Origin of the sequence: Mycobacterium ulcerans subsp. shinshuense (assembly GCF_002355775.1) — a bacterium.
Classification (GTDB): domain Bacteria; phylum Actinomycetota; class Actinomycetes; order Mycobacteriales; family Mycobacteriaceae; genus Mycobacterium; species Mycobacterium marinum.
The window spans coordinates 216,629-235,072 of the sequence record NZ_AP017624.1; the positions used below are offsets into that span (position 1 = coordinate 216,629).

An 18,444-nucleotide genomic window follows, 5' to 3' on the forward strand; every position below is an offset into this window, starting at 1 on the left:
GCGATCTCCTCCTAGGCCGTCCACCACGGCCGTAGCGGCAGGTCATCTTCGCCCCAGGTGTCGACGTTGGCGGCGAGCACGTGATGCAGCTGCAGGTTGTTGCGCTCAAACGCCACTCGCGAGGCCGCCATGTACAGGCCCCATACCTTGGCGATGGGCAGTCCGACTTCGGCGACCGCCACGTCCCAGTGCTTGACGAGGTTGTGGCACCAGTCGCGAAGCGTCAGCGCGTAGTGCTGCCGCAGGTTCTCCTCGTGCAGCACCTCGAAGCCGACTTCCTGGATCTCGGTGATGATGCGGCCGGAGCCGGTCAGCTCCCCGTCCGGGAAGACGTAGCGGTCGGTGAACCCGCCGGCGAAGGATGTCGACTTGTTGTCGTGGCGGGTGATGCAGTGGTTGAGTAGCAGGCCGCCGGTGCGCAGCTTGGATTTGAGCAAGCCGAAATAGGCGGGATAGTTGCGGACGCCGATGTGCTCGGTCATTCCGATCGACGAGACGGCATCGAACCCGGTCTCCACCACGTCCCGGTAGTCGCAGTGGCGCACCTCGGCCAGCTGCGCCAACCCCTCGTCGGAGATCTTCTGTTGGGCCCACGTGGCCTGCTCGGCCGACAGCGTGGCGCCGATGACCCGGACCCCGTGGCGCGCGGCGTAGCGCACCATCCCGCCCCAGCCGCAGCCGACGTCGAGTAGGCGATCGCCCGGCCGCAGCCGCAGCTTCTCGAAGACCAGCCGGTACTTGTTCTCCTGAGCCTCTTCCAGGGTTGCCCGTTCGTTCGGATAGACCGCGCAGGTATAGGTCATCGACGGCCCGAGCACCCACTCGTAGAAGGTGTTCGAGACGTCGTAGTGGTGGTGGATGGCCTCGGCGTCGCGGGTCTTGCTGTGCAGGACGCCCTCGGCCATCCGGCGCCACCGCGGCGGCGTCTCCTGCGGCGGCGGCGCGATCGGCAACAGATGCTCCACCCCGATCGAGCGCACCACGTTGGCCAGCACCCGCGCTGACGGGCGTTTGAACTCGACCCGGTCGGTCAACGCTTTGAGCAGCTCATACGGATCGCCGGGATGCACACCGTGGGGCTGTAGGTCCCCCGATACGTAGGCCCGGGCGAGGCCGAGTTCCCCCGGCGCCGTCGCCAGGTAGGTGGTGCCGCGGGGGGAGGTGAGTTCCAACCCCATTTCCGCGTCGTTGCAACCGGCGGTGCTGCCGTCATACGCACTGAACTTCAGTGGCTGGCCGCCGGTCGCGGTGAAGATCGCCAGGACCTCGGCAATACTGAGTCTGCCGCCGTTGGCATTCGGGGGCTGGTTGGCTTCTTTCGTTGCAGTCATCGTCGTTGCACCGCCTTTGCGTAGAGATCGAGCAGACGCGAATCTGGATCGTAGGTTTTCTTCACCGTTTTGTACGACTCCCCGCCGTACGACTCATCGAACTCTTCTCGGGTGTAGTAGCTGTCGGAGTAGAGCGACTTGTGTCCGTTGAGCTCGCTCACCTTCGTCTCTATCTCCCGGTTGGTTGCCCCCTCGGTGGCGCCGGCCGGCACCGAGGACCAGAAGCCGATATTGACGTAGCTGTGGTCCGGCCGGATCGGATACAGCGGCCAGCCGTCATTGTCACGAAGCCGTAAGGGGCACAGCCAGATCGGTGCGATGGGTACCGTTTCCAAAAACCATGTCATGAAGTCCTGGGTGCGCTCGATGGGAACCTCGACATCCTGCACCACTCGCTCTCGCGGGGGGCGCCCGTGGCGCTTCTCGATCCGGTCGGCGATTCCGAAGCGCTGGTCGAGTTCCACCAGCTTCCAGTAGGCGCTGCTGCGCCGGTACCGCCGCGGCCACCAGCGCCGCAGCGTCGGGTTCTGCGCGCCGAACGCGCGTGAGCACCAGAACCAGTCGGTGTCCCAGCGCCAGAAGTAGTCGTGGGTGGTCAGGCGGTCCGCTTTGACGCCGCTCTCGTGCTGGATCGACCGGTAGTAGATGTCTTTTCCGGTGTAATCGCTGACCGGGCCCGGCGTTGCGGTCCGCACACCGACGCACAGGTAGCTTTCGTCGGCGCTGAAGACCACGCCGTCCAGGTAGTCCACCGCCATCCCGTCCAGGCCCCCGGTATCGACAATGCGCTCCATCGCCGCGACCAGTGCCCGCAACGAGTCGAATCGGATGTGCTGCAACGCCACAAAGGGCTTGACCGGCTCCAGCAGGATCTTGAGCCGAGTCGAATAGCCCAGCGTGCCATAGGAATTAGGGAAGGCTCGATACAGATCGGCGTGCCGGTCGGCCGATACCGTCAGCAATTCGCCCGCGCCGGTGAGGACGTCCATTTCGAGCACCGACTCGTGCGGCAGGCCATTGCGAAACGATGCCGACTCGATGCCCAAGCCGGTGACCGCGCCGCCGAGCGTAATGGTCTTCAATTGCGGAACCACCAGCGGCGACAGACCGTGCGGCAGCGTGGCTGCGACCAGGTCCTCATATGTGCACATGCCGGCCACGTCGGCGGTGCGGGCGTCGGGATCGATGCTGATCACACCGGTCAACCCGGAGGTGTCCAGACCCCGAACATCGCGTTTGGCGCGGGCGCGGAACAGGTTTGAAGTGGGTTTGGCCAACCGGACCGTTGCGGTCGTGGGAATGGATCGATAGCTAGCCAGCAATCGCTCTACGCCCGATGTGTGGGCGGACAGTCCAGATCCAGTACCAGGCACCACATATATCGTAGTCACCGACCACAGCCCCTGCATCCGTGTGTGGGCTGCACCGCGATTCATGACAGAGGAGTTGCGCCTGATGGGACAGGTGAGCGCAGCCAGCACGATCTTGATCAATGCTGAGCCTGCGGCCGCTCTTGCCGGAGTGGCCGATTATCAGAACGTTCGTCCGAAAATTCTTTCCCCGCAATACAGCGAGTACCAGGTGCTCGAAGGGGGTCAGGGACAGGGCACCGTCGCAAAGTGGCGACTGCAGGCGACCAAGTCGCGCGTCCGTGACGTGCAGGTCGGCGTGGATGTCGCAGGCCACACGGTGATCGAAAAGGATGCGAACTCATCCATGATCATCAACTGGACGGTGGCTCCGGCGGGGCCGGGCTGCAGCGTGACCGTCAAGACCACCTGGAACGGCGCCGGCGGGGTCAAGGGCTTCTTCGAGAAGACGTTTGCCCCGCTGGGTTTGAAGAAGATCCAGGGTGAAGTGCTGGCCAACCTCAAGTCCGAGCTGGAAAGCTAGCGCGCCTGGCCCTGGCTGGCCAGAAAGCCCGCGACCCCGCGGACCAGCGCGTTGGCATACTTCTGCCGCCCTTCGGGGGACTCCATCAGCGCCGAGTCCGCGGGGTTCTTCATGTTGCCCAGCTCGACCAGGATCGACGGGTACTGGGCCAGGTTCAGCCCCGCTAGATCCGAACGCCCGTACAAGCCGTCCTGCCCGATGTAGTTGGCCGGCGGAATACCCGAGGCCCGCAACTGGTCGCGCATGACCCGCGCGAACTGCACCGAGGGACCGGCCTGGGCCGCGTTCAGCGGCGGGGACGAGTAGTTGACGTGAAAGCCGCGGCCGGTGGCCGGGCCGCCGTCGCCGTGCAGGCTGACGACCGCGTTGGGATGTAACGCGTTGGCCGTGTTGGCGCGTTCGTCGATGCACGGACCCAGCGCGTTGTCGTTGCCGCGGGAGAGCGCCGTTCGTACGCCCAGCGCGTTCAGCGCGGCGCGCAGTCGCAGGGCGGTGTCCCAGGTGAACGTGTGCTCCGGGTAACCGCTGTTGCTCGATGTCCCGCTGGCCTGGCAGTCCTTGGTGCCGCCCCGGCCGGTGGGGACCTGACGCCCGATCGATGCGTCGTTAGCGCCGTTGTGCCCAGGGTCGATGAAAACGACCATGCCGGCGATGTTGGAAGGGGCTGCGGCCGCCGTTGGGAGCAGGGGTGTCAACGCCGCTACGAGCATCCCGATGACCATGGCGATCCCGACACGCGGGCTGACTCCTACGTCCACTGCGCAATGGTAACGCCGTGCCGTCTAGGCTGGTTGTTTCAAATCGCCATACAACCGCAGGCGAAACCAACTCGAGACCAAGATGCTAGGGGACTGTCATGCAACCCGGCGGCGACATGTCGGCACTGCTCGCTCAAGCACAGCAGATGCAGCAGAAGCTACTGGAAGCCCAGCAACAGCTGGCCAATTCCGAGGTACACGGTCAAGCCGGTGGCGGCTTGGTCCAGGTCGCTGTCAGGGGCAGCGGCGAACTGGTCGGGGTCACGATCGACCCCAAGGTGGTCGACCGTGACGACATAGAGACGCTGCAGGACCTGATCGTTGGTGCCATGCGCGATGCGTCTCAGCAGGTGACCAAGATGGCGCAGGAGCGCCTGGGTGCGCTGGCCGGCGCGATGCGCCCGCCCGGCGCGCCCGGTGCCCCAGGAGCGCCGGGAGCGCCGGGAATGCCGCCACGGCCGGGTGCGCCGGGAATGCCAGGTATGCCGGGTGCCCTGGGCGCACCGGGTATGCCAGGCATGCCGGGTGCCCCGGGGGTCTGACCGGCCCCGGCATGTTCGAGGGACCCGTTCAGGATCTGATCGACGAGCTCGGCAAGCTGCCGGGCATCGGCCCCAAGAGTGCCCAGCGCATCGCGTTTCACCTCTTGTCGGTTGAGCCGCCGGACATCGACCGGCTGACCGCCGTGCTGGCCAAGGTCCGGGACGGGGTGCGCTTCTGCGCTGTGTGCGGGAACGTCTCCGATGACGAGCGTTGCCGCATTTGCGCGGACCCGCGCCGGGACGGGGCCCTGGTCTGCGTCGTCGAAGAGCCCAAAGACATCCAGGCCGTCGAGCGAACCCGCGAATACCGCGGTCGCTATCACGTGCTGGGCGGGGCGTTCGATCCCCTTTCCGGGATCGGTCCCGAGCAGCTGCGAATCCGCGAGTTGCTGACTCGCATCGGTGATCGGGTCGACGGCGTCGATATCACCGAGGTGATCATCGCCACCGACCCCAATACCGAGGGCGAGGCGACGGCCACCTACCTGGTGCGGATGCTGCGCGACATCCCCGGCCTGACCGTCACCCGGATCGCGTCGGGGCTGCCGATGGGTGGTGACCTGGAGTTCGCCGACGAACTCACCCTGGGCCGCGCGTTGACCGGCCGCCGCGCGATGGTCTGAGTTCGGCGGGCGGCGCTAGCGCGCCGACAACCGCTCTCGGCGCAACAATTCCACTTCCGGTAGCTCCAGCGGCGCCAGCGCTCCGACCACCTTGCTCAGCAGCAGGTCGGCCAGCTCGGGGTTGCGGGCCAGACACGGCCCGTGCATGTAGGTCGCGACCACGCTGCCCTGGACGACGCCGTCAAAGCCATCGCCCGCCCGGTTGCCCGCACCCTTGACCACCGCACCCAACGGCGATGCCGCTGGGCCCAGAACGGTACCTCCGCGGTGATTTTCGAAACCCGTGAGCCGCTGGGTCAACCCGGGCAGCAATGGCTTGCTGATCAGCTCACCGATGGTGCGGGTCTGTTGCGGAGAGGTGGTCGCATCGAGCAGGCCGACACCGTCGACACGTTCGCCCGATGAGGTTTCATACCAATGCCCGAGTACCTGGACGGCCGCACAGATCGCCAGCACGGGTGCGCCCCGGCCGGCCGCGCGCTGCAGTCCCGGGTGCTGCAGCAGGTGCCGGGTGGCCAATCGCTGCGCGTAATCTTCCGCGCCGCCCAGCGTGTACAGGTCCAAGGAATCCGGTACCGGGTCGGAAAGGGTGATCTCGACGATCTCGGCGGGGATGGCCCGCAGGCGTAGCCGTTGGCGCAGCACGACGGCGTTGCCGCCGTCACCGTAGGTACCCATCACGTCGGGCAACACCAGGCCGATCCGGACCACAGAGTCAGCCATTGCGCGTCAACCTCCGCTGCAGCTGGAGGAACGCGGTGTAGTTGGCGACCACCTCCACCGGTCCCGGCGGGCAAGACTCGATGGCCGCCACGGTGTCGTGCACCAGGGTGTGCTGCACGCCCGCGTAACCCAGGCGCACCGCCAGGTCGGTGCCGCGCTCACCGGCGGCCACCACCGGGGTCGTTTTGAACGCCTCGGCGAAATGTTCGAAGCGCACATCCCACAGCCAGGACAGATCCTCGCCGTCGGGCACTTGTCCGTTGACGGAGATGACCACTCCGGCGGCACGTTCGTCCACCATCGACAGCGCTTCCTGCCAGCCGGCCGGGTTCTTGGCCAACAGGATCCGTGCTTGGTGGCGGCCGAGAGCGAAGCTGCGGTAACGGCCGGCGACCTCGTCGACCTCGGCGACCGCGGCGACGGCCAACGCCGGATCCGCGCCCAACGCGACGGCGGCCGCGACCGCTTGGGTGGCGTTTCCCCGATTGACCGCGCCGGGCAGCGCCAGCCGCATCGGCAGCGCCAGTCCGTCCGGCCCGTACACGGCTTCGTCATCGAACCACCACTGTGGTCTGGGCCGTTTGAAGTCGGCGCCGGTGGAGTACCAGTGCCCGGGTTCGCGAACGATGACCTCGCCGCTGCGCGGGCAGCTCACCGAGTCGTTCGACCAGGAACCGCCGGCGGCCACCCACACCACGTTGGGGCTGTCGTAGGCCGCTGAGGCCATCAGGACGTCGTCACAGTTGGCCACCACCACCGCGTTCGGGTGGCGGGCCAGGCCGGCCCGCAGGGTGCGTTCGATCACGTTGATCTCGCCGACGCGGTCCAGCTGATCCCGGGACAAGTTCAGGAGCACCAGGACCGCCGGCTCGACGGCGTCCGACACGTGCGGGACGTGCATCTCGTCGACTTCCAGCGCCGCGAGTCCGGCACGACGGTCGGCGGCCAGCGCGGCCACCAGGCCGGCGTCCATGTTGGCACCCTCGGCGTTGGTGGCGACGGCGCCAAGGGTGCTCAGGGCGGCCGCGGTCATCCGGGTGGTCGTCGATTTGCCGTTGGTGCCGGTGATGACGACGGTGCGCCGACCGCTCGCGAGCTGGCGCAACACCGAGCGGTCCAGGGTCATTGCGACCAGGCCGCCGATCATCGCACCGGCTCCGCGACCGGTGACTCGAGACGCCCAACGCGCGCTCGAACCTGCGGCGAGGGCTAGCCGGGCACGGGCGGTTATCACCCGGGCAGTTTAAGGGCGATCGCAACCTTGGCGCTGGGGGCCGAGTGCAGCGGGTCGTGGCCAAGTAACGGGCCGTCCCCAAGTTGAGGCCGACACGAGGCGCAACGACGCCGGTGATGTCGGCCCGACGTGCCATTCTCATCGTGTGAGCCAGAACTGGGGACGGCCGGCCAGCCACCCGGGTGAGGGTTGGGCCGTCGTCGATGTCGAGACCTCGGGATTTCGGCCGGGGCACGCCCGGGTCATCAGCGTCGCCGCGCTTGGGCTGGACGCAGCCGGCAATGTCGAGCATTCCGTGGTCAGCCTGCTCAATCCCGGGGTGGATCCGGGCCCAACCCACGTGCACGGTCTGACCGCGGCGATGCTCGAAGACCAGCCTCAGTTCGCCGACATTGTCGGTGATCTGACCGAGCTACTGCGCGGCCGCACGCTGGTGGCCCACAATGTCGCGTTCGACTACTCGTTTTTGGCCGCTGAGGCTGAACTGACAGATGCCGAGCTGCCGGTGTATTCCGTCATGTGCACGGTCGAGCTGGCCCGGCGGCTGGAACTCGGAAACGACAACCTCAGGCTGGAGACGCTGGCCGCACATTGGGGCGTGACCCAGGAACGGCCGCACGACGCTTTCGACGACGCACTGGTCTTGAGCGGGATCCTGGCACCGGCGCTGCAACGGGCCCGCGAACGCGACGTTTGGCTGCCGATTCATCCGGTCACCCGGCGCCGGTGGCCCAACGGCCGGGTGACCCACGACGAACTGCGCCCGCTCAAGGCGCTGGCCTCCCGGATGCCCTGCCCCTACCTCAACCCGGGCCGCTACGTCTGTGACCGGCCGCTGGTCCAGGGCATGCGGGTAGCGCTGGCCGCCGAGGTGGGCCGAACCCATGAGGAGCTCGTCGAACGGATCCTGCATGCCGGACTGGCCTACAGCGATGGCGTCGACCGGGAGACATCGCTGGCGGTGTGCAACGAAGACGCCCCTGATCAGGGCAAGGGCTACCACGCCCGGCAGCTGGGTGTGCCCGTGCTTACCGACACGCAGTTCATGGACCGGGTTGGCTGTGTGCTCGGCGGCACCAGTGCCGAGAAATTCACCGACCACACTCTGGTCGAAGAACAGTTCGCGCTCTTCTGAGGCCAACACTCTTGTACCACTACGGACGTAGTGCTATGGTCGCGCCATGAGTACCACTGCATCCGTAGTAGACAAGTCGTCCCGGCAGAGCGCCTACCGCCGGCACGGCTATTTCTTCCGCCAGGCGGCCATGCTGACCATCTCGCTCGGGTTCGCATTGCACGTCTACCGGGTGATCTTCGGAGACGAACTCACCCTGAAGTACGTGGCGACCGTGGCCACGGACCGAATCCTGCTGATCCCGATGACGTATGCGGCCATCACCGGCATCCTGGTGTGGCCCCGGGTGCGGTTCGCCAATGGTCGGCATCGGGCCTTCTTCACCGCATCGATCGTCTACATCGCCGGTAGCGTGCCGCTGCACATCTACATGTCCTATGTGGTCCGGGATCTGTCGATCGTCAGCTGGTTTCCCATGTGGTTCAGCTACCTGCTGTTGATCGCGGTGTACCCGGCATTCCTGACGATGTTCTGGCGGTTGCGCTACAAAGACTGATGCCGCCGAATCCGCAACGCCGTGCCCAGATCCTCGACGCCGCGATCGACATCCTTGCCGACGTCGGTGTCGGGGGTCTTACGCATCGGCAGGTGGACGATCGCGCGGGTCTGCCCGCCGGCACCACATCGAACTACTTCCGCACGCGTCAGGCCTTGCTCGAAGCCACGGCATCGCGCACCGTCGATTTGCATTGGCAGCGAGTGCAGGTGCTGCGGTCCGCGGTCGGGTCGTTGTCCCGAGACGGCGTCAAAGCGTTGATGACGAAGATGCTCACCGACCCCGATGAACAGTTCCGCCGCAACACCCTGGCGAGGTTCGAGCTGTTCATGGAGGGCACGAGACGGCCAGAGCTGCAGCCGTTCCTGGTGGAGTTGCAGCGTGCCGCGGTGAAGTCGGCAACCCTGATCTTCGAGGCCGCGGGCTTTGCCCCGACGCCCGAGCAGATGGATCAGTTGATCCGATTGCTCAACGGCTACGTCTTCAGCCACCTCACCCTGCCCGGCGACGACGACCCGGCCGCACTGGTCGACCGGCTGCTACCCGCGTACTTTGACGCCTAGCGCGACGCCCGGTTGATCGCCGACACGACGGCCCGCAGTGACGCGGTGGTGATCGACGGCGCGATGCCCACGCCCCACACCGTCTTGCCGGCCACGGAGGCCTCCACGTACGCCGCCGCCTGAGCGTCGTCGCCGGCGCTCATCGCGTGCTCGGAGTAGTCCAACACGGCCACGTCGAACCCGACGGTGCCCAGCGCGTGAACGAACGCGGCCAGCGGACCGTTGCCCGAGCCACTGATCTCGGTCTCTTTGCCGTCGACCTTGACGGTGGCGTCGATGCTGGTGGTGCCGCCATCTTCCTCGGCGGCAATGACGCGCTGTTTGATCCGCTCCAGCGGGCGCACCGGCGCCAGGTACTCCTCGGCGAACGCGTCCCACATCTCTTTGGGCGAGACCTCGCCCCCTTCGCCCGCGCTGCCCTCGGCGATCTCTTGGATCGCGCGCGAGAACTCGATCTGCAGCCGTCGTGGCAGGGCCAGGCCGTGGTCGGCCTCCATGATGTAGGCCACCCCACCCTTGCCGGACTGCGAGTTGACTCGGATCACCGCTTCGTAGGTGCGTCCGACGTCCTTGGGGTCGATGGGCAGGTAGGGCACCTGCCACAGCATGTCGTCCATGTCGGAATCGGCAGCGTCGGCATCGAACTTCATCGCGTCCAGGCCCTTGTTGATGGCGTCCTGGTGGCTGCCGGAGAACGCGGTGTAGACCAGGTCCCCGCCGTAGGGGTGACGTTCGGGCACCGGCAGCTGGTTGCAGTACTCCACGGTGCGCCGGATCTCGTCGATGTTGGAGAAATCGATCTGCGGGTCCACGCCGCGGGAGAACAGGTTCAGCCCCAGGGTCACCAGACACACGTTGCCGGTGCGCTCGCCGTTGCCGAACAGGCAGCCCTCGATCCGGTCGGCGCCTGCGGCGAAGCCCAATTCGGCTGCGGCGACGGCGGTTCCGCGATCGTTGTGGGGATGCAGGCTCAGAATGACCGACTCCCGGTTGGCCAGGTTGCGGCTCATCCACTCGATCGAGTCGGCGTAGACGTTCGGGGTGGCCATCTCCACGGTGGCGGGGAGATTGAAGATGATCGGGTTTTCCGGGGTGGGCTGGATGACTTCGGCCACCGCGTCGCACACCTGTTTGGCGTATTCCAGCTCGGTGCCCGTGTAGGACTCCGGTGAGTACTCGAAGCGCCACTGGGTGTCGGGGTATTTGGCCGCTTCCTCGACGCATCTGCGGGCGCCCTCGGTCGCGATCGCTTCTACCGCGGCCCGGTCGGCGCGGAACACCACGCGGCGCTGCAGGATCGACGTCGAGTTGTAGAAGTGCACGATCACCTTCGACGCCCCAGCGCACGCCTCGAACGTGCGCTCGATCAGCTCGGGGCGGCACTGAGTCAGCACCTGGATGGTGACGTCGTCGGGAATGGCGCCTTCGGTGATGATCTCGCGGACGAAGTCGAAGTCGGTCTGGCTGGCCGAGGGAAAGCCGACCTCGATCTCCTTGTAACCCATCCGAACTAGCAGGTCGAACATGCGCCGCTTGCGGGCCGGGCTCATCGGATCGATCAGTGCCTGGTTGCCGTCACGCAGGTCCACCGCGCACCACAGGGGGGCGCGGTCGATGACGCGGTCGGGCCAGGTGCGGTCGGTAACCCGGATGTGTTCGACTTCCTCGGCGAACGGCCGGTAACGGTTGACCGGCATCGAGGAGGCTCGCTGGGGGTTCCAGACGGGTTGGCCCGGCGACGGTGGGCCAGCGGGTTTGACGATGGTGCGCGCCGAGGTGAAGGCGTCGGGACCAGGGGCTTGCGAAGAGTTTGTCACGGTAGTTGCTCCAGGGGTGGCGAGAAGGAACTTCAGACCGGCGCATCGCGAACACCCGCGACGGGAAGCCGGTCTGGATCAGGCCCCGTCGCGGCGTCCGAGGAGGAGCACCCGCTGCACGCAAAGAACTCTACCGCGATCGGTGCCTCGGACAAAAAGGCCCAAGGGCAAACCACCGTTGGGCCGTCCGGGTCCGGCGCAAAGCGGCGATCGGCAACCCGGACCGCGACCCGGACGGTGAACCGGACCGCAAACCGGACGGCAAACCGGACGGGAATGTCGTCGCTGTCGATCGCGGACCTTGGCTCCCGCCGTCGACTGAATGCGTTTCCGCGCTGAGGATTCCGAAGGCTAATGGAGCCCGGGTGTGCTCGGTGAAAACATCAATACCGTTGTGGCTTAACGGAAAACTTGTCGGGGTGGCCTAGCTCCGCGGCGGTCGCCGCCATAAATGAGAAAGGCTTTTCTGTCAATTCCCTGGCATTAATACTCAGCAACTTTCAAGCATTCGAGAGTAGAGTGCGCTGCCGCACAGCAGTGCCCTGCATGAGAGTGGAATCACACCAGGTTAGGTGGGTTATTTGACGTACGCTTAACACGATCGGCCGCCAGAGAAGCGGACATGGGCTTCTCGGACTTGATCATCCGCTATCGCACCTTCACGTCTCAGCTAGGGGTATCGCTCATGCAGCTTGGCGCGACATTATCGTCGACCGATAATGCCAATGGAATTCAGCTAGCCAAATTCAACTCCGATGATGTGCTGCCAATGAATTTCGCGCCTCCGATCGGTCCGGAACTGGTATCGCCTGAAGAACTTCCCGCCGCCTGGGCGTACAAGCGCTTCCGTGATCTGGAGGAGAAAGAGTCCTACCGCAGCACGCTATTGGCGGAGCTCACCAAAGCCTTCGAGATTCTGAGCCCGCAGGACGCCGCCACCGCAACCGCAGGGCTGCAGGACCTCTTGGGGCAAATGGCAGAGCAGGGCGCGGTAGTCCTCGCCGACATCGTCGAATCGGACGCCTTCCTGGAATTGGTTGCGCGCTACGACGAAATCATGGCGCAGGAGGGCAGCGGTAGCTTCATCCACCGCTTCGTGGACCTGCGGCGAACCGTAGGGCTTCTGACCGATCCTGAGGTCAACAACCCTAGCGTCAATCCCTGCGCTCCGACCGGCGTCGCGTAGCCGGGCGGCGCATATCGACGAGTTCGTGAACACGTTGCCGGACGCGGTTCCCTGGTGCACCACCGGTTCCGCACCGCCTCCGGAAATGCGCGCAGCTGCATCATCATGGCCTTCCACCGCGTGGCCGATAACCCCGGCCGTCTGGTCAGCGACGTCGAGGACACGCCCAGTGCCTCGCTGAGCGAACTGTTGACCAGCGGTGTCCCCGATGAGTCCTACCAGCAGCGCTTCATTACCACCCTGTGCGCTGCAGCCGGCCAAATCGCCGAACTGCTCGCCAAGTGGAAGAGCACGCCAGAGCGTCCGCTGCCGCTGCCGCTGCAGGAAAGGCAGATCGATGGTCGGCGGTTCGAGGAGTGGATTTCCGCATCCACCGAGGCTCCGCCTGTCCAGGAGATCCGCAACCGCGAACAGCCCATCCCCTACGGTGAGGTGTTGTCATCGGAGGAATTCTTCGATCTGGTGTGGCGACTGATGCGCTTTGACAAGCATGGTCCGCTGGATCTGGTTCTGTACCACGACAACCGCGAGGAACCGCGCAAGTGGGCGCGAAACCTGATTCGTGAGATGTCGGCGGACCGGTTGCGCGAGCGGTTGTCGGGCTGGAGTGCCGATCTCGGACACCACCGTCCGGCCGACTGCCTGCGCCCGCTCCAGGTGCACGCCTTGGTCTCCGAGGTGCTGCGGACGCTACCGCTGGATGGAAACCAGACCCCTCCGGCCGACTGGGACAACGACATGCTGGGAATGAGCCCGGCCGCCGCCGCGCGCTCGGTGCGACAGCTCCTCGAGGACATTGCCGAGGCCGTGCTGCGGTGCGAGGACATGCCGGCCTACCTTTCGACCAGCCTGTTCGCGTTCTGGATCGTGGACTCCGCCTACAGTTTGGACGGTCGGCGCAACCTGGTGGTCCAGGACTGCACTCGTCGTCTGCTGCGGCACTACGTCATGCTGGCGCTGACCGCGATGCTCGAGGCTCCGGTTGCCTGATCCCCGCTAGAGGACATCCGTGTCGGGGGAATGGACCATCAGTTCGGTTGGGATCGGCCGATCGTCGGATGGCGACGGCCGGCCCACCCGGCTGTGGGCCGCCCACAGCGCGGCATAGCGTCCGCCGGCGGCCAGTAGCTCGACGTGGGTGCCGTCCTCGACAATGGTTCCCTGCTCGAGAACCACGATCCGATCTACGAATTCGGCAATTGCCAACTCGTGGGCAATGATCAACGTGGTCCGGTCGGCTGCCAGGCCCAGGGTCGCCCAGTGCACCAAGGCCTCGGTAGCGGGGTCCAGGGCGACGGTGGCCTCGTCGAGCAGCAAGATGTCGGAATCGACCAGCCGCGCCCGAGCCAACGCCAGCAATTGCAGCTGGCCGGCGGACAGATTCCGGCCACCTGCGGCCACCTCATGCTGGTACCCGCCATCGAGCGCGGCGATCATGGGGTGTGCACCCACCTCGCGCGCGGCCCGTTCGACCTGCGCGTCGGTGGCATCGGGACGCCCGTATGCGATGGCATCACGGACCGTCCCGGCAAATAGGTAGGGTTCCTGCGCCACGATGCTGAGCCGGCTGCGGTAGCCGTCGATATCGAATTCCCGCAAGTCGCACCCATCGATCCGGATGATTCCGTCCGTCGGGTCGTAGAACCTGGACACCAACTTCATCAGGGTCGATTTCCCTGACCCGGTGGAGCCGACGAACACCACCGTTTGGCCGGCGGGAATCCGCAGATTGATCCCGGCCAGTGCGGGCGCATCCCGGGTCGAGTACCGGAAGTGAACGGCGTCGAACTCGATCTCACCGCGCAGCGTTCCCACCGGCGCCGCCGACGGCGAAAATGCGGTCGGTGTGCTCAGCAGCGACCGGATCCGTCCGACGGCAACCGCCGCGCGCTGATACTCGTCAAACATTTGGGACAGCTTGTCGACCGGCGCGAACAACATTTCGACATAGAGCAGGTAGGTCACCAGCGCGCCGACCGAGAGCACGCCCGCCTGTACGTCGCGGCCCCCTTCGAACAGCACCAGTGTCGTTGCCAGGCTGCAGGTTAACGGTACGAGCGGAAAATACAGCGCCAGCAGCCGTTGACCACGGACGCGGAGTCGTCGGTAGTCGTCGCTGTGCGCGAAATACGTTTGAAATCCTACGTATTCGGCACGGTAGGCCTGTGCGATTCGCAGCCCCGCGGAGTACTCCCGCAGGGTGGCGGTCACGGTCCCAAGCCGCTGCCGCGCCTGCCGGTAGGTCCAGCTCGACGCCCGGCGGAATTGCCAGGTCGCCAGGCCCAGCATCGGCAAGGTGGCGAAGATGAGCAACGCCAACTTGGCGTTGATGGCCAGCAGTGCCGCCAGAATGCCCACCGCCGTCATCAGGCTGACGATGGCGATGACCAGGCCCGTGCGCAGGAACGCCACGATGGCGTCTACGTCGGCGGTGACCGCGGTAATGATCTGGGAATCACCGTTGTCTTCGAAGGTGTCTAGGTCCAGACGCTGCGCATGGGCAAATACCAGGGAGCGCAATCGGAACAGCGCCTTCTCCCCGGCGGTTCCGGCGACCACGGCGCTGCCCCACTGTGCGACCAGGCGGATGGCCACGATGGCGGCGCCGGCCAGTGCCGCCCACCACAGCGCCGTTAGCACGTGCTGACGGATGCCGACATCGATACCGTGCCTGATGAGCAGGGGCGGCAACAATCCCGCACCGGTCTCGAGGGCTACCAGCAACAGGCTCACGATCAGTGGCCCGCGGAAGTCGTGCAGCAGCCGGCGCAACAGGTCGGGCTTGGGCGAGTGGTCGCTGGGTCCGGTCGCGTCAGCGGCGACGTCGATGGCCTCCGGTTCCGATTCCGGCTCGGGCACACCGTCTTCGAACGCGAGACTACGCAGGGGATCTGTTGCGGGCGAGAGTAGTTCGCGATAACGCGAACAACGTCCCCATAGCTGTTCCGGGGTGCCGATATCGAGCAGATGCCCGGAATCGAGCACCGCGACGCGGTCGGCCAAGGACAGCATGGAGCGGCGGCGGGTGAAGATGACCGCGGTCCGGTCTGCGAGGACCTCCCGCAACACGTCCTGGATCGAAGCTTCGATGACCGCGGCTACGGCCGAGGTCGGCTCGTCCATGATCAACAATCGGGGATTGCCAACGAGCGCCCGGGCCAGCGCGATGCGTTGCCGCTGCCCGCCGGACAAGGCCGCGGCGGTGATCTGCTCCAGCGTCACGTTCGAGCGGCCGTAGGAGATGTTCTCACCGATAGTTCCGGAAAACAGGATGGCCTGTTCGGGCACCAGGCCGATAGCCGAGCGCAACGAATCCAGAGTCAGGTCGCGCACATCATGGCCGCCGACGCGGACCGCTCCCGCGGTGACGTCATAGCAGCGCATCGCCAGCAGCGCCAAGGTGGATTTGCCGCTGCCTGGCGGGCCGACCACGGCAAGGGTTTCCCCGGGCCGAACGGAGAGGTCTATGCCGGGCAGGACGGGGTGTTCGGCCGCATAGCCGAACGATGCCTGCTCGAAGGCGAGGGATACCGGAGTCGACGAGGGCAGCTGCTTGGTGCCATCGACCAGAGTCGGCCGGCTGTCGATGAGTTCGAACACCCGCATGGCGCCCGTCCGCGCCTGCTGCGCGATGGTGAGCATCCCCTGCCAGATCACACGCCGGGCGCGACACCAGGGTCAGGCAAGACCAGAAGGCAACGAAGGTGCCCACCGTGATCGTGCCCTGCGCCGCCATCCATCCGCCGACCGCGAGGACCGCCATCTGCCCGAAGGCGGGCAGGCTTTGCAGCAGCGGGCCGAAGTATGCGTTGAGCCGGGCTACCCGCACGCGTGCTGCATAGAGCGCGCGGCCGGCAGTCGTGAGTTTCACCGTCTCCTGGGACTGCTGCCCGAAGGCCTTGACGACATGAATCCCGCTGACCGCGGCGTCGACCACACCGGTGACCACGGCATTGCGTTCTTGCGCGGCCTCGGTGGCTACCGCCAGCAGGCGGCGGCTGCGATGGGCGACCAGGCCGATCAGCGGGACAAGTAGCACCACGAGCAAAGCCAGTGGTAAGGACAGCCAGGCCATCACCGCGAGGCAGAGCAGCAGCGTAAGCAGATGCCGGATCACATTGGGCAGGTCGAACAGCAGCGTCTGCACCAGTTCCAGGTCATTGGTGGTCCGGACGATGAGCTGGCCGCTGCTCCAGCGGTCCTGCTGCCGGCCGTCCCAGCGCATCAGCGTCGCAAACGCGTCCACGCGGAGGTCATGCTGCACCAAATGGGCGATTCGACCGCCGTAATGCCGGCGCACGAAGGTCATGAAGTAGATCGCAACCGCAGCAGCAACCAGCACCAGAGCCCACGGCGCCAGAGGTCTGTGATCCGGCGCGATCGCATTGTCTATGACGCGTTTGGTGACCAGCGGAACCATGACCGTGATCGCGGTGCCGACCGCCGACGCGAACAATCCCAGCAGCAGGTCACGCCGGTACCGGAGAACGTATCGGGACAACCGTCCCCACCAGTTCGTCCGCATCCCGCGAACAGCCCTTTCCCGCGAACCCGGACGACCGCCAGCCCAAATGCGCTGGTGGCCGCCGCAGGCATTCTCCCACGCTGCCCGGATCACCTGCACATCTGCGAAATTTGTCCGGGGCCGCCACCCGGAACGAGTGAACTTGGCCTCGCCTCGTGATGAACCCCGCCGGTTGCTGGTCACCAGCGGGCGGCGTACCTGCGTCTTCGGGTGATGCCCGGCGCGCGCCGCCCTCGACGGCCGAACCGTGGCCCCGCGGCATCGAAATTAATTGAGATGCGCCGACACGTATCCTGTTGTGGACTTATACCACCAGTGGTGGTTGCGCAGCTTCGGTATGGGAAGGGAAACAGTGGCGCTCGTCGTGCAGAAGTACGGCGGATCCTCGGTGGGCAGTGCCGAACGGATTCGCCGCGTCGCCGAACGCATTGTCGAAACCAAGAAGCAGGGCAACGACGTCGTCGTCGTGGTCTCTGCGATGGGCGACACCACCGACGACCTGATGGACCTGGCGCTGCAGGTGTGTCCGGTACCGCCGCCGCGCGAACTTGACATGCTGCTGACCGCGGGCGAGCGCATCTCCAACGCGCTGGTGGCGATGGCGATCGAATCACTGGGTGCGCATGCACGGTCCTTCACGGGTTCACAAGCCGGCGTGATCACCACCGGCACCCACGGCAACGCGAAGATCATCGAGGTCACGCCGGGACGGCTGCAGGCCGCGCTCGACGAAGGCCGGATCGTGCTGGTCGCCGGCTTCCAGGGGGTGAGCCAAGACAGCAAGGACGTCACCACCTTGGGCCGCGGCGGATCGGACACCACCGCGGTCGCGCTGGCCGCCGCGCTGGGCGCTGACGTCTGTGAGATCTACACCGACGTGGACGGCATCTTCAGCGCGGACCCGCGCATCGTGCACAACGCCCGCAAGCTGGACACCGTCACTTTCGAGGAAATGCTCGAGATGGCGGCCTGCGGCGCCAAGGTGTTGATGCTGCGCTGTGTGGAATACGCGCGCCGGCACAACATTCCCGTGCACGTCCGCTCTTCTTATTCGGACAAACCGGGCACCCTCGTTGTCGGATCGATCAAGGACATAGCTATGGAAGACCCCATCCTGACCGGCGTCGCGCACGACCGCAGCGAGGCCAAGGTGACCATTGTCGGGATACCCGACATCCCGGGCTATGCGGCCAAGGTCTTCCGGGCCGTCGCCGAGGCCGACGTGAACATCGACATGGTGTTGCAGAACGTGTCCAAGGTCGAGGACGGCAGGACCGACATCACCTTCACCTGTTCGCGAGACAGTGGCCCCACGGCGGTGGCCAAGCTGGACTTGCTCAAAGACGAAGTCGGCTTCACCCAACTGCTCTACGACGACCACATCGGCAAGCTGTCGCTGATCGGCGCGGGCATGCGCAGCCATCCCGGTGTCACCGCGACGTTCTGTGAGGCGCTGGCAGCGGTCGGCGTGAACATCGAGCTGATCTCCACCTCCGAGATCCGGATCTCGGTGCTGTGCCGCGACACCGAGCTGGACAAGGCGGTTGTCGCCCTGCATGAGGCGTTCGGTCTCGGCGGGGAGGAGACGGCCACGGTCTACGCGGGGACGGGGCGCTGA

Annotated in this window: 13 protein-coding genes and 2 pseudogenes; 8 read left to right on the plus strand and 7 right to left on the minus strand. The window is 65.9% G+C overall.

Features of this window, described 5'->3' with window-relative positions; genetic code table 11:
- Window positions 1–11: 11 nt before the first annotated feature.
- Together SHTP_RS00995 and SHTP_RS01000 are read right to left on the minus strand one after the other, a co-directional pair.
- On the minus strand, window positions 12–1,331 hold the full coding sequence (locus tag SHTP_RS00995) for a class I SAM-dependent methyltransferase (RefSeq protein ID WP_015357554.1): 1,320 nt from the start codon (window positions 1,329–1,331) through the stop codon (window positions 12–14).
- Complete coding sequence (locus SHTP_RS01000) at window positions 1,328–2,740, minus strand: FAD-binding oxidoreductase (RefSeq protein WP_096369515.1); 1,413 nt, start codon at window positions 2,738–2,740, stop codon at window positions 1,328–1,330. The genes SHTP_RS00995 and SHTP_RS01000 overlap by 4 nt, the downstream gene beginning before the upstream one ends.
- A 46-nt stretch (window positions 2,741–2,786) precedes the next feature.
- Here SHTP_RS01000 and SHTP_RS01005 point away from each other — a divergent pair, with 46 nt between their 5' ends.
- Window positions 2,787–3,224 carry an SRPBCC family protein gene (locus tag SHTP_RS01005; protein WP_012396744.1) on the plus strand — a complete coding sequence of 146 codons (438 nt, stop codon included), beginning with the start codon at window positions 2,787–2,789 and terminating at the stop codon, window positions 3,222–3,224.
- Here SHTP_RS01005 and SHTP_RS01010 read toward each other — a convergent pair.
- Complete coding sequence (locus SHTP_RS01010; RefSeq protein WP_020785288.1) at window positions 3,221–3,982, minus strand: Rv3717 family N-acetylmuramoyl-L-alanine amidase; 762 nt, start codon at window positions 3,980–3,982, stop codon at window positions 3,221–3,223. The two genes, SHTP_RS01005 and SHTP_RS01010, sit on opposite strands and share 4 nt — an antisense overlap.
- A 98-nt stretch (window positions 3,983–4,080) precedes the next feature.
- On the opposite strand from SHTP_RS01010, the gene SHTP_RS01015 reads away from it, so the two are divergent.
- Together SHTP_RS01015 and recR are read left to right on the plus strand one after the other, a co-directional pair.
- A complete protein-coding gene (locus SHTP_RS01015) occupies window positions 4,081–4,524 on the plus strand; it encodes a YbaB/EbfC family nucleoid-associated protein (protein WP_096369516.1) in 444 nt (147 codons plus the stop codon).
- Between the two features lie 11 nt (window positions 4,525–4,535).
- Window positions 4,536–5,147 carry a recombination mediator RecR gene (gene recR, locus SHTP_RS01020; RefSeq protein WP_011741923.1) on the plus strand — a complete coding sequence of 204 codons (612 nt, stop codon included), beginning with the start codon at window positions 4,536–4,538 and terminating at the stop codon, window positions 5,145–5,147.
- Window positions 5,148–5,162: 15 nt separating this feature from the next.
- On the opposite strand, the gene SHTP_RS01025 is transcribed toward recR, so the two are convergent.
- Together SHTP_RS01025 and SHTP_RS01030 are read right to left on the minus strand one after the other, a co-directional pair.
- Window positions 5,163–5,858 carry a type 1 glutamine amidotransferase gene (locus SHTP_RS01025; protein ID WP_085981949.1) on the minus strand — a complete coding sequence of 232 codons (696 nt, stop codon included), beginning with the start codon at window positions 5,856–5,858 and terminating at the stop codon, window positions 5,163–5,165.
- Window positions 5,859–5,862: 4 nt separating this feature from the next.
- Window positions 5,863–7,104, minus strand: a complete 1,242-nt coding sequence (locus SHTP_RS01030; RefSeq protein ID WP_096369517.1) for a Mur ligase family protein — start codon at window positions 7,102–7,104, stop codon at window positions 5,863–5,865.
- A gap of 145 nt (window positions 7,105–7,249) precedes the next feature.
- Here SHTP_RS01030 and SHTP_RS01035 point away from each other — a divergent pair, with 145 nt between their 5' ends.
- The 3 genes from SHTP_RS01035 to SHTP_RS01045 are packed head-to-tail and all read left to right on the plus strand — an operon-like array spanning window position 7,250 to window position 9,298.
- Window positions 7,250–8,239 (plus strand): DEDDh family exonuclease, encoded by a 990-nt coding sequence (locus SHTP_RS01035; RefSeq protein WP_096369518.1) that lies wholly within the window; start codon window positions 7,250–7,252, stop codon window positions 8,237–8,239.
- 46 nt (window positions 8,240–8,285) lie between these two features.
- On the plus strand, window positions 8,286–8,735 hold the full coding sequence (locus SHTP_RS01040) for a hypothetical protein (protein ID WP_015357546.1): 450 nt from the start codon (window positions 8,286–8,288) through the stop codon (window positions 8,733–8,735).
- Window positions 8,735–9,298 (plus strand): TetR/AcrR family transcriptional regulator, encoded by a 564-nt coding sequence (locus SHTP_RS01045; protein ID WP_011741918.1) that lies wholly within the window; start codon window positions 8,735–8,737, stop codon window positions 9,296–9,298. Before SHTP_RS01040 ends, SHTP_RS01045 begins: the two co-directional genes overlap by 1 nt.
- Here the strand turns inward: SHTP_RS01045 and leuA are convergent.
- The gene (gene leuA / locus SHTP_RS01050; protein WP_096369519.1) at window positions 9,295–11,115 is read right to left on the minus strand and encodes a 2-isopropylmalate synthase; all 1,821 of its coding nucleotides are present in this window, start codon (window positions 11,113–11,115) and stop codon (window positions 9,295–9,297) included. The genes SHTP_RS01045 and leuA overlap by 4 nt on opposite strands.
- A gap of 622 nt (window positions 11,116–11,737) precedes the next feature.
- Between leuA and SHTP_RS01055 the strand changes: the two are divergent.
- Window positions 11,738–13,291 (plus strand): annotated as a pseudogene (locus tag SHTP_RS01055) (hypothetical protein).
- A gap of 6 nt (window positions 13,292–13,297) precedes the next feature.
- Here the strand turns inward: SHTP_RS01055 and SHTP_RS01060 are convergent.
- A pseudogene (locus SHTP_RS01060) lies at window positions 13,298–16,826 on the minus strand (ABC transporter ATP-binding protein).
- Window positions 16,827–17,178: 352 nt separating this feature from the next.
- Here SHTP_RS01060 and SHTP_RS01065 point away from each other — a divergent pair.
- A complete protein-coding gene (locus SHTP_RS01065; RefSeq protein WP_096372251.1) occupies window positions 17,179–18,444 on the plus strand; it encodes an aspartate kinase in 1,266 nt (421 codons plus the stop codon).